We start from the raw sequence: 13,668 nt of genomic DNA on the forward strand, positions 1-13,668 counted from the left end.
TGTAGCTGTGTATTGATATGAAAAAAATCCTAATTGTTTTAATAACCGTTCTGCCACTTTTAGTCTTCGGTCAGACTAATAAGAATTTCAGAAAAGCTCTTAGAACTGCAGATATAGAAGAGAAATTAAAACTTCTAAACCTAGCAATTAAGGAAAACCCTTCTAACCTTGACGCGTATTTTCAAAGAGCCTTGGTAAAAAATGATTTGGGAGATTATAGTGCTGCAATTGTAGATTATTCAAAAATTATTTTGTCTAAACCTGATGCTGATAGTTATTTCAACCGTGGCAATGCTAGATTTAGTTTAAAAGACCTTGAAGGTGCAAAAAGCGATTATGCTAAAGCTTTCGAACTCGACCCATATTTTGTAGATGCCCTATACAGCTTAGCTTGTGTAAAATACGATCTAGAGGAATACGTTGAAGCTATTAAAGATTTCAATAAGGTTTTAAAAATCGCACCAAATTCGCCTAAGGTATACATGTTACGTGCAGCATCGTTCAAAGCGATAGACCGCCCAAAAGAAGCTTTAAAGGATTACTCTATAGCCATATACATATCTCCAAACGCTAACACTTACTATAATCGAGGTGTATTCTTCATGGACATAAACAACTATGCAAAAGCTAATAAAGACCTTACGAAATCCATTCGTATTAACAGTAATAATACTTTTGCACATTTTTACAGAGGTGTTTCTTTCCTTTTACTTGGCAAATACGAAAACGCGTTGAAAGACTTTTCGAATGCGCTTGCTTTAGACTCTTTAGATTTTGATGCTTATATAGGCTTGGCAATTACCCATCATAAAATGAACAATGTAGCACTAGCCAAAGAACAGTTAAAAAAGGCCAACAATATTCTGGGAAATGGAGAATTCCCTAAACTATACGAGAATACGTTTTGGTACCAAAACCACTACTACTTTTTCACAAATAACATCAAGGCTTTACAGGACTCATTAAATAATTAGACTTTAAACTTTTGAGGTAAATGCACCAGCTTCTTGGTTTCAAAAAAGTCTTCGGAATAATAATCTGTTAAATTGTATACTGTTGCGGTAGCGTAGTCTTTGAGTTCTTCTTCTAAATCACCCCCTTTGAGATAAAGAATGCCATTCTTTAATTTGTGGTTTTGTTTTTTGGAAACCTTACCCTTAACCCAATGAACAAAAGTAGGCATTGCCGCTACAGCTCTACTCACAATAAAATCATAAACATCATCAATTTCCTCTACTCTGCTATGGGATGTTTTTACATTAGTCAAACCAAGACCATCAACTACCTCATTTACTACCCTAATTTTTTTTGCGATACTATCTACCAAATGAAACGAACAATCTGGAAACATGATTGCCAGAGGAATACCTGGAAAACCACCTCCTGTTCCAACATCCATAATTTTAGCCCCATCATTAAATGATATTAGTTTGGCAATGGCCAAAGAATGTAACACGTGTCTTAAATAAAGCTCATCTATATCTTTTCGAGATACCACATTGATCTTTAAATTCCAATCTTTGTAGAGCTCCTCTAGCTTTTCGAATTTAGAAATCTGATCTTCTGTAAGGTCAGGAAAATACTTTAGGATAAGTTCCATTGTGTTAAATTTTCAACAAAAATATGTTTTTTATGTGCATATTTTTACGAAAAAACGTTATTACTTAAATTCGATTATAGCTATCTTTGCGCCTTGTGAAGTAAAATAAACTTCTTACTATAACTAAAAATAAGAACATGACTAAACAAGCATTGTCCTTTTCTAGAAACGATTCTGCAAAGTTTTTCAAAACTTTAAATAAACGTGTTAACAATTACTTTAAAGAAAACAATTTAAAGAAAACTGGCAACTGGAAACTCTATCTTAAAACAGTGGTTATGTTTACATTGTTAATAGGACCTGTAGCTCTAGTTCTAACACAAGAACTTCCAGGATGGGCACAGGGATTATGTATGGTTATAGTTGGTGTTGGCATGGCTGGTGTTGGCATGAATGTTATGCATGATGCCAACCATGGTTCATTTTCCAGCAAAAAATGGGTAAATAAACTTATGGGAAGTAGCATCTATATTTTAGCTGGCAATGATTACAACTGGAAAGTGCAGCACAATGTATTACACCACACATACACCAATATTCAAGGGCATGATGAAGACATTGATGCCGGTAGGATAATTAGATTTTCAAAACATGCCAAGTGGTTTAAAATTCATAAATATCAAAAATACTATGCTTTCTTCCTTTATGGGCTTTTAACCGCAAATTGGGCCATAGTTACTGATTTTGTTCAAACTTCGAAATACCTAAAGAGAAAACTCTCTTATGGAAAATTCCCTAACCCTGCCACACAATGGACTAAACTCATTATTGGTAAAATTGTATATTACACGGTTTGGATTTTACTGCCATTGTTATTGGGTATAGTTTGGTGGAAAGTACTGATTGGATTTTTCATTATGCATTACACAGCGGGTATTATACTTAGTGTAATTTTTCAATTAGCGCATGTAATGCCTAATACAGAAATGCCTCTTCCAGACAAGGAAGGCAACATGAAAAACACTTGGGCCATACATCAACTCTTCACAACTTCAAATTTTTCGCCAAAAAGTTGGCTTGTTGGATTTTACACAGGAGGATTGAACAGACAGGTAGAACACCATTTATTTGCTCATATCAGTCATATTCATTACAAGAAAATTGCAAAAATCGTTAAAGAAACTGCACAAGAATTTAGCTTACCATATAACGAATACAATACGTTCTGGAAAGCTGTAGCAGAACACTATAATCAACTTAAAGAATTAGGAAAAAAACCTAGTTTTGCTTAACAATTAACTACCAAAAACATAGAAAATAAAATGAGCTTATTATCCGAAAGAATTTTAAGTATGTCAACTTCTGCAACTTTAGCTATGGCGGCTAAAGCCAGAGAGCTTAGAGGAGAAGGAAAAGATATTATTGGGCTAAGCCTTGGTGAACCCGATTTTAAGGTTCCCGACTTTGTAAAAGAAGCCGCAATTGACGCCATTAACGAGGGTTACAATTCATACACTCCAGTTGATGGATATGGCGACTTGAAAGAAGCTATCATCACTAAATTTAAAAGGGACAATAATTTATCTTACGACCCATCGCAAATAGTAGTCTCTACTGGAGCAAAACAAGCTTTGTTCAATGTTGCTGGTGTTATGCTTAACGATGGCGATGAAGTTATTCTACCTTGTCCTTATTGGGTAAGCTACTCTGATATAGTTAAACTCTTTGGAGGTGTTCCTGTTGAAGTTGAAACTTCTATAGATACAGATTTTAAAATGACTGCCGAACAATTGGAGGCAGCTATTACTCCTAAAACTAAAATGATGTGGTTTAGCTCGCCGTGCAACCCAAGTGGTTCAGTTTACAGTAAAGAAGAGCTTAAATCTCTAGTAGATGTATTAGCAAAACACCCTGATATTTATGTGGTTTCAGATGAAATATACGAACACATAAACTACGGTAAAGGACATACCAGTATTGCTGAGTTTGACGCCTTATACGACCGTACTATAACTGTAAACGGTGTTTCAAAAGCATATGCTATGACTGGTTGGCGTATAGGATTTATTGGTGCTCCTGAAAAAATTGCCAGAGCTTGTAATAAATTACAGGGACAAACAACCAGTGGTGCAAACTGTATCGCACAGAGAGCGGTAATTACAGCTTTAAATGAATCTCCCTCTCGTATTAAATACATGATTGATGAGTTTAATGTGCGTAGAGATTTAATCTTAGATTTATTAAATAACATCGAAGGTTTTAACACCAACACCCCCGATGGTGCTTTTTATGTATTCCCAGATATTTCCCATTATTTTGGTAAAACTTTACGAGGCAAAACTATTAACAATGCTACAGACTTCTCGCTTTATTTACTTGAAGAAGCTTTAGTCGCTACAGTTACAGGAGACGCCTTTGGAAACCCGAATTGCATTAGAATCTCTTATGCGGCTTCGCAAGAACAAATTATTGAAGCTATAAAGAGAATTAAAGACGTTGTTAATTAACAACAGAAAAAACTAAAACAAATAAAAAAAGCCACTGATTTCTCTCATATATTCAGTGGCTTTTTGCTGTAAAAAATTTATTCGTTTCTATAAAGTTTTAATGATTAATAACAACCAAAAAGTTAATCTTACCAAAACTCAATATGAACTTTATTACCAACAGCTTTTAAGGTAACCTTTACAGCATCATTTTCACAAAGTTTTACTAGTTCGATGAGCTGTTGCTTAACCAAAGGCTCATCTACTACAGTAATTAAACCATTATTTCCTATAAATTGAGATTCTTCATCACCATCAATCACTTCAGTTTTAAAAATACTATACACGCCATCTTTTAACCTTTCATGATATCGCTTTTTAAAAATCATATCTCAAAATTTAGTTCTTGCATTTAATTTGTAAATCAAAACTGCAGGAGTTAAAACATATAAAATCAGTGTTCTAAATCTGTTGTTCTAACACTACAAAAATTAAATTCTAAATTAATCACAAATAAATGATTAAAAACCATAACTGCACTGCGGTTTTACCACATATTTTATAAGGTTATTCTCAAATAAAGGAAACAATGTATATTTTTGCCTACAGCTTATTCATAAAGATTAATGGTGTAGAAAATTTGAATTCCTAATGAAGCTAAACGATTTAAACTTTTTAATAATTGAAGACCACAAAATCATAGCTAATGCCTACAAGAACATTTTAATGGCAATTCCTGGTATTAACTTTAATATTAGTATTGCCAATAATTGTGATGAGGCTGTTAACTTAATACGTCGAAAAAAGCATCATATAGCTATACTGGACCTTCAATTGCCCATTTCTGAAAATGAAAGGTTTATTTGTGGAGAAGATTTAGGTACACTACTAAGGAATGAGATTACTTCTTGCAAATTGATAATACTTACCTCTGTTACAGATCATTCTAGAATACTTAGTATCATTCAACAGATAGACCCAGAAGGCTTTTTAATTAAGGCCGATATTGACTCAGAAGACCTAAAAACTGCTGTATTGGATGTACTCAATAACAAAAGATATTATAGTAAGACCATAAATTCCCTCACTAAAAAAACTACAATTAATGGAATAACCATTGATGATTTTGATCGTCAAATATTGTATCACCTATCCATGGGAGAAAAAACCAAAGACCTCACCAAATTCATACCTTTATCCATAAGAGCTATAGAAGTTAGAAAAACAAAACTTAAAACACTTTTAAGTAATACAAGTGAGGAAAACTTTAATTTAGTAAAGGGCGCTAAAAAACTAGGATTGATTTAAATCTTAATTACCTGTTTCGCCAAAAGAAGGGTGTAAATAATATAAGCACCGTAAAAAGCTCCAATCTTCCAATAAGCATCAAAAACGATGCCCACCACTTAGCCAAAGCTGGTAAGGACGCATAATTATTTACAGGGCCATAATCTCCTAAAGCTGGTCCTACATTACCTAAGGTAGAAGCGGATAAACCGATAGCTGATTTAAAATCGATATCGAACATAGAAAACACCAAACCACCAATAATAAAGGACAGCATATAGAGAATAAAAAACGCCAGGACATTGAAAACAATAAATCTATTTATGGCTTTTTTATTATACCTAACCGGTACAATCGCATTGGGATGTAACGTACGTTTAAATTCAAGAAAACCGTTCTTAATCAAAATTAAATGACGAACTACTTTTACCCCACCAGATGTACTTCCTGCAGAGCCTCCTAAAAACATTAATCCGAAAAAGAAAACAACCAAAAATGGTGTCCACATAGTATAATCTGCAGTAACAAAACCTGTTGTCGTAATTATTGCCAAAACCTGAAAAAGTGCATGCCTAAAAGCACTCTCTCCTTCACCTAAAACCATGGGGTGGGAAACACTCGAAGCGCTCACATCTGCTCTAAAGTAAATAATTAAGGCTGCAATAATTGTAAAAACCGTAATGAACTTAAAATACAACTTAAACTCTTCATCTTGGATAATCTTCTGCACTCTTCCCTTAAAAGCAAAATAACTAAGCACAAAGTTTGTACCCGCTAAAAACATGAAGAGAATTATAATATACTGTATCATCGGATTGCCATTCCAATGAGCAACACTCGCATTTTTTGTTGAAAACCCTCCGGTAGACAATGTACAGAGCGCATGGTTTATAGCATCAAAGAATGACATTCCAGCTAAATTCAAAAGAATTGTTTCTGCTGCTGTATAACCAAAGTAAATAAGCCATAATCGTTTGGCGGTATCAGTTATTCTTGGGTGTAATTTATCGCCACTTGGACCGGGCGCCTCGGCTGCAAACAACTGCATACCTCCAATACCCAATAACGGCAAAATTGCAATAGCCAGTACAATAATACCCATACCCCCAATCCAATGCGTAAGACTTCGCCAAAATAAAACACCTTCAGGCATAGCCTCTATATCGTTTAAAATAGAAGCGCCAGTGGTGGTATAACCAGACATGGTCTCAAAAAAAGCATTGGTAAACGATGGGATACTTTCGGTAAACACATAAGGCATTGTTCCAGAAAGTGACATAACCACCCACCCAAAAGCTACTACTACATAGCCTTCTCTTTTATTAATTTCTTTTTTATGGTCTCTGGTAACAAAAAAGCCTATTAAACCAATTATGATGGTTACCACACCTGCCATAAGGATTTGCAAGGTTACCCCATCATTGTATGTCCAACTTACTAGGGCAGACAACAACATGAAACCTCCGTTAAAAAGGAGTAATAAACCTAAAAAATGAAAAATGATTTTGTAGTTAAGCTTCATCTATCAGAATTAAAGGAATAATTTTTCAACACGCTTTATAGATTTGAGCAAGCAACATACCACTACGCGATCTCCTTTTTGTATAACAAAATCACCAAGAGCTATCATACCAACACCATCCCTAATTACTCCTCCAACGATTGCCGATCTAGGAAAATCTATATGTTTTATCGCTTTATAACATACGGCAGATGTATCTTTCACTTCAAACTCCAATAACTCGGCATTAAGATTGCTTAACTTGGTCATGGCCACAACTTCTCCTCTACGTATATACCTAAAGATATTGTTTGCGGCTAGTAATTTTTTATTGATTAGAGTATCAATTCCTATGGAATGCGATAAATCGAAGTAATCCATATTCTCAACTAAGGCAATCGTTTTTTTAACCTCTTTGGATTTGGCAACCAAACAAGACATAATATTGGTTTCAGAATTTGGACCTACAGCAATAAAAGCATCCATATCGCTAATATTTTCCTCATCAAGCATATCTGCATTTCTGCCATCACTATTAATAACCAATACTTTGGTAAGGGCTTCGGCAACCTCGAAAGCACGATCTCTATTACCCTCTAATAGTTTAACATTCAACCCTTTTTCACTTAAATCCTTTGCAGTTTTATAAGCTATCTCGGAGCCTCCTAGAATCATAACGTTTTTTATGTCCCTGTTAACCTTACCAGTTAATCTACAAAGCTCGTCATCTCCACCCTCCGAGGTAATAAAAACAACTGTATCGCCTCGCTTAAAAACCGTGTCACCACGGGGTATGATAGTATACTGGGTTCCAAAACGTTGTATGGCAATAGGTACAAAATGAATTTCAGGAAAAATCTGTGCTGCTTCCTTCACCGTTTTACCAACAAACGAGGCTGTTTTTGAAAGCGTTAATCCTGCCATGGTTAGGGCGCCACCTTCAAATTCATAATTTTCATCGAACGAAGACTGTTTTAAAGACAATTCTATTTCGGCTGCTGCCAATGCCTCTGGTGAAATCAACTCATCAATTCCAAATTTAGTAAAACCAACTTCGTCTTTATATTGAATAAACTCCGTATTGGTAATTCTAGCTATCGTTCTTTTGGCTCCAAGTTGTTTTGCCAAAACACTAACCGTAATATTGGTGGTTTCACTAGAAGTAACGGCAATAAACAAATCGGTATTATCAACCCTGGCTTCTTTTAAAACAGCAATTGAAGTCGCATCTCCCTTTACTGCTCTAATATCCAGCAAAGAATCTGCATATGCTATCCTTTTTTTATTGGGGTCTATTAAAGTAATTTCTTGAGATTCGTAAGATAGTAGTTTAGCTAAATGAAATCCAACTTCACCTGCTCCTGCAATAATTATCTTCATGTTCTTTTAATCATAAAAAGTACAACAAAAGTACATTAATTTTTTCATTTAAAAATTAAATCTCCAAGCACTGGCTTCTAATTAATCTAAGTGTTTACAACGAAAAACACACCTTTTTACATTCATGCACAAAACCTATAGCTCAAGTCTAGTTAAGATAAACCTTTTCAATGGTTAACAAAGTATTGACCATTGCTTTTTAAACTAGGAATAAATATTGTAGGTTTGTCAAAAAATATTGGTTTGTCAAAAATAAAGCCCTACAAAAACAGTGATTTAGGCAAGAAAGAACAAGTCACACAGATGTTCGATAATATTTCTGGAGACTACGATGGTCTAAATCGGGTTATCTCCTTTGGTGTTGATGTAAAATGGAGAAACAAGGTTGTTGATATTGTTAAAGAAGCCCAGCCTGAAACTGTTCTTGACATCGCTACCGGAACAGGTGACTTAGCCATAAATTTAGCGCAAACAAATGCCTCTCGAATTGTTGGCCTAGATATTAGTAGTGGCATGCTCGAAATTGGCAAGAAAAAAATAAAAACCAAGAATTTAGATAACAAAATAGAGATGGTACTCGGAGATAGCGAGAAGCTCCCTTTTAAGGACAATACCTTCGATGCTATTACTGTCGCTTTTGGAATTAGGAATTTCGAAAATCTTGAAAATGGATTAATTGAGATTTTAAGGGTACTTAAACATAACGGAACTTTTGTTATTTTAGAAACTTCGGTGCCTACAAAAGCTCTATTTAAAGCAGGTTATAATCTCTACACGAAAAATATTATGCCTTTAATAGGAAAACTGTTTTCTAAAGACAGAAGCGCTTATAAATACTTAAGTGAATCTGCTTCGGTTTTTCCTTATGGCGAAGCTCTAAACAATATTTTACGCAAAATTGGGTTTATTAATGTTGAAGATTTTCCGCAGACCTTTGGTGTTGCTACAATTTACAAATCATCAAAATAATATAATGAAGGCTTTTTTTTTACCGCTCTTACTTTTATCTCTGTCACTAAATTGTAATGCACAGCTATTCAAGAAAGAAAAGGTAACTTATGATGCCAACCAAGGACGTGGCTCAACAGACAACAATCTTTTACGTTGGGGTTATTTTTTAGGAATTAGTCATTATGATTTTAATTTTGACTATGACTTTGGCAATCAGGGAGACCTTAGGGATATCTATGTTAACCGAAGTCCTGGTTTTAATGTAGGACTTATTGGGAATTTAAGGATTAATAGCTTTTTAGATTTACGCTTAGAACCTGGATTATGCATAACCAATAGAGAAGTTAACTATAGTGAAAGTTACTTTAGCGGAGAAATTCAGAGCAACGATTTAATACGGGAAGTAAAGTCTACATATATCCATATTCCTCTTTTATTAAAAGTATCGACCAAGAGAATAAACAATTTTAAACCTTTTATTGTAGGAGGATTTTCTACGGCTTTAAACCTTTCAAGTAATGAAAACAACCCTGAAGACAACAGTAATGGTCAATTTAGAACAAAAAGGAATTCTATCTTTTACGAATTGGGTTTTGGTATAGACCTCTACCTATATAACTTTAAGTTCTCACCTTCAATACGAGGTATTTTTGGTATAAATGATGAACTGGTAAGGGATAACGACCCTAATAGTCCGTGGACCAGTAACATTTCCAGTATGAAAACAAGAGGGCTGTTTATAAACTTTACCTTTCAGTAACACTTACAGGTTTGAGAAAACCCAAATCAAAAAAAACAAAAACAGCACTCCTATAAGCGTGTTGAAACCTTGGTGGGTAAGTTCATCGTAATAATCTGGAGATTTTGGTCCAAACAAATACTCTTTGAAAGTAAATTTAGGTTTTCTGAAAATGGTACGCCAAATACTACCGTAAACCCATCTCACACATCCCCCGATAAAATTGAAAACAAGATAGAAAATCCCTTTAAAAAGTTCTTCCATCGTTATTATCCCCGCTTGAATTCGCTCAATAATATGGCTGTGGCCATTGCTACATTTAGGCTTTCTGTAGCTTGAATATTCCCAAACCTGGGAATACTAATCCTTTCATTTGTAAGGCTTTTTATCTCATGAGAAATTCCATTACCCTCATTTCCCATAACTAAAATGCCTTTTTCTGGTAAACTAGACTTATATACAGAATCTCCATCCATAAAAGCCCCGAATATTGGCAGCTTTGTTTTTTTTAAGTAGTCACTTAAATCCACATAACTAATATTTACCCTCGATATAGAGCCCATTGTAGCTTGAATTACCTTGGGGTTATAACAATCCACAGTTGCTTTGCTACAAACCAAATCTCTTATCCCAAACCAATCACAAAGTCTTATAATAGTACCCAAATTCCCTGGGTCTTGAAGTTCGTCTAGTGCAAGAATTAAATTACTGTCATTAATTGGCTGAGCGTCAGGAATTCTAAAAACAGCCAATGCTTTGTTTGGGGTCTTTAGAAAACTAATTCTTTTAAGTTCAGATTCTGAGATTAAATTTTCCTTTTTGGCATCAATATTGAACGATTCTGTTGTATATAAGCTATAGAGCTTCAATTTAGACTGCAACAGTTCTTGTATTGTCTTTACTCCCTCAACAACAAATAAACCATGGAGTAGTCTATATTTTTTTTGCTTTAAACTCGTTATTAGTTTTACTTGACTTTTAGACAGCATATAGTCATGAGAATTTATTTCAATTTATAAAGAAAATGAAAATATCTGGTTAAGATCATCTAAGATTAAAATTATTTAAATTAACACATGAAATAGCTTATTTTTGATCAAGTATTTTGCATATACAAACTCAATTTATTAAAGCTATATCTAAAATTAACCTAGGGTTATTTTGAAAAAAACTCTCTTAAAAATACTATTTCTCTTTTTACTTGTAGAATGCTTTACAGCATGCGATGCTACCAAAAGAGTTACAGAAGGAGAATATCTGCTTACAGATAACGATATAATGGTTAACGGAAAAAAGAGAAGCACAGAAGCTTTGAACAACCTTATTTCACAAAGTCCAAACAGAAAAATATTAGGCATACCCCTAAGGTTGCATATATACAATTTAGCTAGAGAACGAAGAGATTCGCTTTTCGAAGTCTGGTTAGACAAAAAGCCAAAACGCAGGGAGCGACTAACAAAAAAACTCTCAAAGAAACAGCTAGACCAATTAAAAATGACATCTATTGGGTTTAACGACTGGTTAAAAAGAACTGGAGAGGCACCAGTTATAGTTGATGAGGCTAAAGCAAAAAAATCTGCCAAACGTATTGAAGATTATCATATTAACAATGGCTGGTTTGATGTAGATGCAGCTTACAAGATTAATAAAGGCGAAAACAAACGTGCCAAAATAGAGTATAACGTAGAAACAGGAGTTCCCTATATTTTAGATTCTATTTCAACAACGGTAAAATCTGTAGTTGTAGACTCACTTTACCAAAACATAAAAGAACAATCTTTAATTCGGACAAATGAACAATACAAAACCGAAAACTTTGTTCAAGAACGCGATAGAATTTCAAGTGAGTTAAGAAACTCTGGAGTATATCATTTTAGCACCGATTATATAACTTTTGAAATAGATACTATAGGCACCAATAAAAAGGTAAACGTAGATATTAACATTCTAAATAGGGCCATTAGAACGCCCGATTCTATAAGAAGAGAACCTTTTCAAATATATGATATTAGAGAAGTGAATATTATCACAGATTACACTTACGGTAACAGGAACAAACCTTTTCAAGATTCCATACGATTTGGAGGATATAACTTTTACAGTTATGGAAAAATGCGATATAAACCACGTGCCATAACCGATGCTATATTTATTACACCAGGCGATATTTTCAGGGAGCAAGATAGAACTTTTACCTATAGACAGATTAATCAGCTTAAAACCTTTAAGTATCCTAACATTGAATATACCGAGAATTTAGATAATTCCCTTTCCAGTACCATCCGATTGGCACCATTAAAGAAATTTAGTTTGGGTATTGGAACCGACGCCTCAACAAGTAACATACAAACTGTAGGGTTTTCAGTTAATCCAAGTTTACAAATTAGAAACATTTTTAAAGGCGCTGAAACACTTCAAGTATCTGGGTTGGCTTCTATAGGTGCTTCTAAAGATGAAAATAATGACGATTCGTTTTTTGATATAGTAGAATATGGCTTAGATTTAAAACTCACCATACCACGTTTATTATCACCATTTTACACAGAACGTATCATTCCTAAATACATGTCGCCAAGCACCAAAATAGGTGTCTCACTTTCCAGTCAGACCAATATTGGTTTAGATAAGCAATCCCTTAGCGGTACCATTAATTATAATTGGCACCCTAACAACAAAAAAACGAATACTTTAGACCTTTTTAATGTACAATATGTTAGAAACCTTAACATCGACAATTACTTCGATGTTTATCAAAATTCTTTTTCTCTTTTAAATAGTATTGCTCAAGATGTGAATTTCATTGATCAAAATTCAGATTTAGACAAACCAGAACAAGCTAATGCCTTTATTGCTTATGCTTTAGGTAATCCAACTCCTGGTGAAATATCAGAAAGCCAGCTAACAACTGTTAATAGTATTAACGAAAGAAAAGAACGTCTTACAGAAAACAACTTAATATTATCGTCCAGTTTTAGTTTCACTAATGATGGCCGTACAAACCTTTTCGATGAAAATTTCTCGATTTTTAGATTTAAAATAGAATTTGCCGGCAACTTGCTATCCAACGCATCTAAACTTTTAGGTTTAGAAAAAGATGAAAATAATCGCTTTAAACTTTTTAATGTTGCCTTTTCTCAATACGCAAAAACCGAATTGGAATATACGAAACACTGGGACCTTGGAAGGAAAAACGTGTTAGCTTTCAGGAGTTTTTTCGGTATAGCAATTCCATACGGCAACTCCGATAACATTCCTTTTGCAAAGAGTTTCTTTGCTGGTGGACCCAATGATAATAGAGCATGGACAGCATATCGCCTTGGCCCCGGTAGCCTGCTATCTGCTAACGAATTTAACGAAGCAAATTTAAAATTAGCATTTAACCTAGAACAGCGCTTTAATATTTTTGAAAACTTAAATGGCGCTATTTTTGTAGACGCCGGAAATATTTGGAATGTTCTTGATAACATCGAAGATAGTAGAGCCACATTTACAGACCTAGGCTCACTAAAAGATATAGCCGTAGGGTCTGGTTTTGGGCTACGCTACGATTTAAGCTACTTTATTTTCAGGTTTGATATTGGTTTTAAAACTTATAACCCAACATATACATTGGGTAATCGTTGGTTTAAAGACTACAATTTCTCTAATGCTGTTTACAACATAGGGATAAACTACCCTTTTTAATATTATCTGTACCTCTTAAAAACTATAACGTTTTAGTACTTATTTGTATTTTTCAAAAGGAAAAACAGGCTGTAATTCGCTAAAATTTAATTACTTTTGA

The 13,668-nt window shown here is 34.2% G+C and carries 12 protein-coding genes; 7 read left to right on the forward strand and 5 right to left on the reverse strand.

Features of this window, described 5'->3' with window-relative positions; genetic code table 11:
- The first annotated feature begins 17 nt into the window (after window positions 1-17).
- Complete coding sequence (locus M0214_RS01825; protein ID WP_248723775.1) at window positions 18-974, forward strand: tetratricopeptide repeat protein; 957 nt, start codon at window positions 18-20, stop codon at window positions 972-974.
- Here M0214_RS01825 and rsmG read toward each other — a convergent pair.
- A complete protein-coding gene (rsmG, locus tag M0214_RS01830) occupies window positions 971-1,600 on the reverse strand; it encodes a 16S rRNA (guanine(527)-N(7))-methyltransferase RsmG (protein ID WP_248723776.1) in 630 nt (209 codons plus the stop codon). The two genes, M0214_RS01825 and rsmG, sit on opposite strands and share 4 nt — an antisense overlap.
- Before the next feature lie 137 nt (window positions 1,601-1,737).
- Here rsmG and M0214_RS01835 point away from each other — a divergent pair, with 137 nt between their 5' ends.
- Together M0214_RS01835 and M0214_RS01840 are read left to right on the forward strand one after the other, a co-directional pair.
- Window positions 1,738-2,832, forward strand: coding sequence for an acyl-CoA desaturase (locus M0214_RS01835; protein WP_248723777.1), 1,095 nt, complete (start codon window positions 1,738-1,740; stop codon window positions 2,830-2,832).
- A gap of 30 nt (window positions 2,833-2,862) precedes the next feature.
- Window positions 2,863-4,047, forward strand: coding sequence for a pyridoxal phosphate-dependent aminotransferase (locus M0214_RS01840; RefSeq protein ID WP_248723778.1), 1,185 nt, complete (start codon window positions 2,863-2,865; stop codon window positions 4,045-4,047).
- A gap of 128 nt (window positions 4,048-4,175) precedes the next feature.
- On the opposite strand, the gene M0214_RS01845 is transcribed toward M0214_RS01840, so the two are convergent.
- Window positions 4,176-4,415, reverse strand: coding sequence for a hypothetical protein (locus tag M0214_RS01845; RefSeq protein WP_248723779.1), 240 nt, complete (start codon window positions 4,413-4,415; stop codon window positions 4,176-4,178).
- A gap of 262 nt (window positions 4,416-4,677) precedes the next feature.
- Between M0214_RS01845 and M0214_RS01850 the strand changes: the two genes are divergently transcribed.
- Window positions 4,678-5,334, forward strand: coding sequence for a response regulator (locus M0214_RS01850; RefSeq protein ID WP_248723780.1), 657 nt, complete (start codon window positions 4,678-4,680; stop codon window positions 5,332-5,334).
- Window positions 5,335-5,341: 7 nt separating this feature from the next.
- On the opposite strand, the gene M0214_RS01855 is transcribed toward M0214_RS01850, so the two are convergent.
- Together M0214_RS01855 and trkA are read right to left on the reverse strand one after the other, a co-directional pair.
- Window positions 5,342-6,835: a TrkH family potassium uptake protein gene (locus tag M0214_RS01855; RefSeq protein WP_248723781.1), complete on the reverse strand. Its 1,494-nt coding sequence runs from the start codon at window positions 6,833-6,835 to the stop codon at window positions 5,342-5,344.
- Window positions 6,836-6,844: 9 nt separating this feature from the next.
- On the reverse strand, window positions 6,845-8,194 hold the full coding sequence (trkA, locus tag M0214_RS01860) for a Trk system potassium transporter TrkA (RefSeq protein ID WP_248723782.1): 1,350 nt from the start codon (window positions 8,192-8,194) through the stop codon (window positions 6,845-6,847).
- Window positions 8,195-8,437: 243 nt separating this feature from the next.
- Here trkA and ubiE point away from each other — a divergent pair, with 243 nt between their 5' ends.
- Together ubiE and M0214_RS01870 are read left to right on the forward strand one after the other, a co-directional pair.
- Window positions 8,438-9,163, forward strand: coding sequence for a bifunctional demethylmenaquinone methyltransferase/2-methoxy-6-polyprenyl-1,4-benzoquinol methylase UbiE (gene ubiE, locus M0214_RS01865; RefSeq protein ID WP_256467943.1), 726 nt, complete (start codon window positions 8,438-8,440; stop codon window positions 9,161-9,163).
- 4 nt (window positions 9,164-9,167) lie between these two features.
- Window positions 9,168-9,905, forward strand: coding sequence for a porin family protein (locus M0214_RS01870; RefSeq protein WP_248723783.1), 738 nt, complete (start codon window positions 9,168-9,170; stop codon window positions 9,903-9,905).
- A 248-nt stretch (window positions 9,906-10,153) separates the two neighbouring features.
- Here the strand turns inward: M0214_RS01870 and M0214_RS01875 are convergent, their stop codons facing one another.
- Window positions 10,154-10,873 carry an RNA methyltransferase gene (locus M0214_RS01875; protein WP_248723784.1) on the reverse strand — a complete coding sequence of 240 codons (720 nt, stop codon included), beginning with the start codon at window positions 10,871-10,873 and terminating at the stop codon, window positions 10,154-10,156.
- A gap of 172 nt (window positions 10,874-11,045) precedes the next feature.
- Between M0214_RS01875 and M0214_RS01880 the strand changes: the two genes are divergently transcribed.
- Entirely contained in the window at window positions 11,046-13,568 is a 2,523-nt protein-coding gene (locus M0214_RS01880; protein WP_248723785.1) for a BamA/TamA family outer membrane protein, read from the forward strand.
- Window positions 13,569-13,668 lie beyond the last annotated feature (100 nt).

Source organism: Seonamhaeicola sp. ML3, from assembly GCF_023273855.1.
GTDB lineage: Bacteria > Bacteroidota > Bacteroidia > Flavobacteriales > Flavobacteriaceae > Seonamhaeicola.

Bases quoted from the DNA above. Each gene is read 5' to 3' on its own strand.
- M0214_RS01825 (WP_248723775.1), top strand. From the start codon at position 18: ATGAAAAAAATCCTAATTGTTTTAATAACCGTTCTGCCACTTTTAGTC.
- rsmG (WP_248723776.1), bottom strand. From the start codon at position 1,600: ATGGAACTTATCCTAAAGTATTTTCCTGACCTTACAGAAGATCAGATT.
- M0214_RS01835 (WP_248723777.1), top strand. From the start codon at position 1,738: ATGACTAAACAAGCATTGTCCTTTTCTAGAAACGATTCTGCAAAGTTT.
- M0214_RS01840 (WP_248723778.1), top strand. From the start codon at position 2,863: ATGAGCTTATTATCCGAAAGAATTTTAAGTATGTCAACTTCTGCAACT.
- M0214_RS01845 (WP_248723779.1), bottom strand. From the start codon at position 4,415: ATGATTTTTAAAAAGCGATATCATGAAAGGTTAAAAGATGGCGTGTAT.
- M0214_RS01850 (WP_248723780.1), top strand. From the start codon at position 4,678: ATGAAGCTAAACGATTTAAACTTTTTAATAATTGAAGACCACAAAATC.
- M0214_RS01855 (WP_248723781.1), bottom strand. From the start codon at position 6,835: ATGAAGCTTAACTACAAAATCATTTTTCATTTTTTAGGTTTATTACTC.
- trkA (WP_248723782.1), bottom strand. From the start codon at position 8,194: ATGAAGATAATTATTGCAGGAGCAGGTGAAGTTGGATTTCATTTAGCT.
- M0214_RS01870 (WP_248723783.1), top strand. From the start codon at position 9,168: ATGAAGGCTTTTTTTTTACCGCTCTTACTTTTATCTCTGTCACTAAAT.
- M0214_RS01875 (WP_248723784.1), bottom strand. From the start codon at position 10,873: ATGCTGTCTAAAAGTCAAGTAAAACTAATAACGAGTTTAAAGCAAAAA.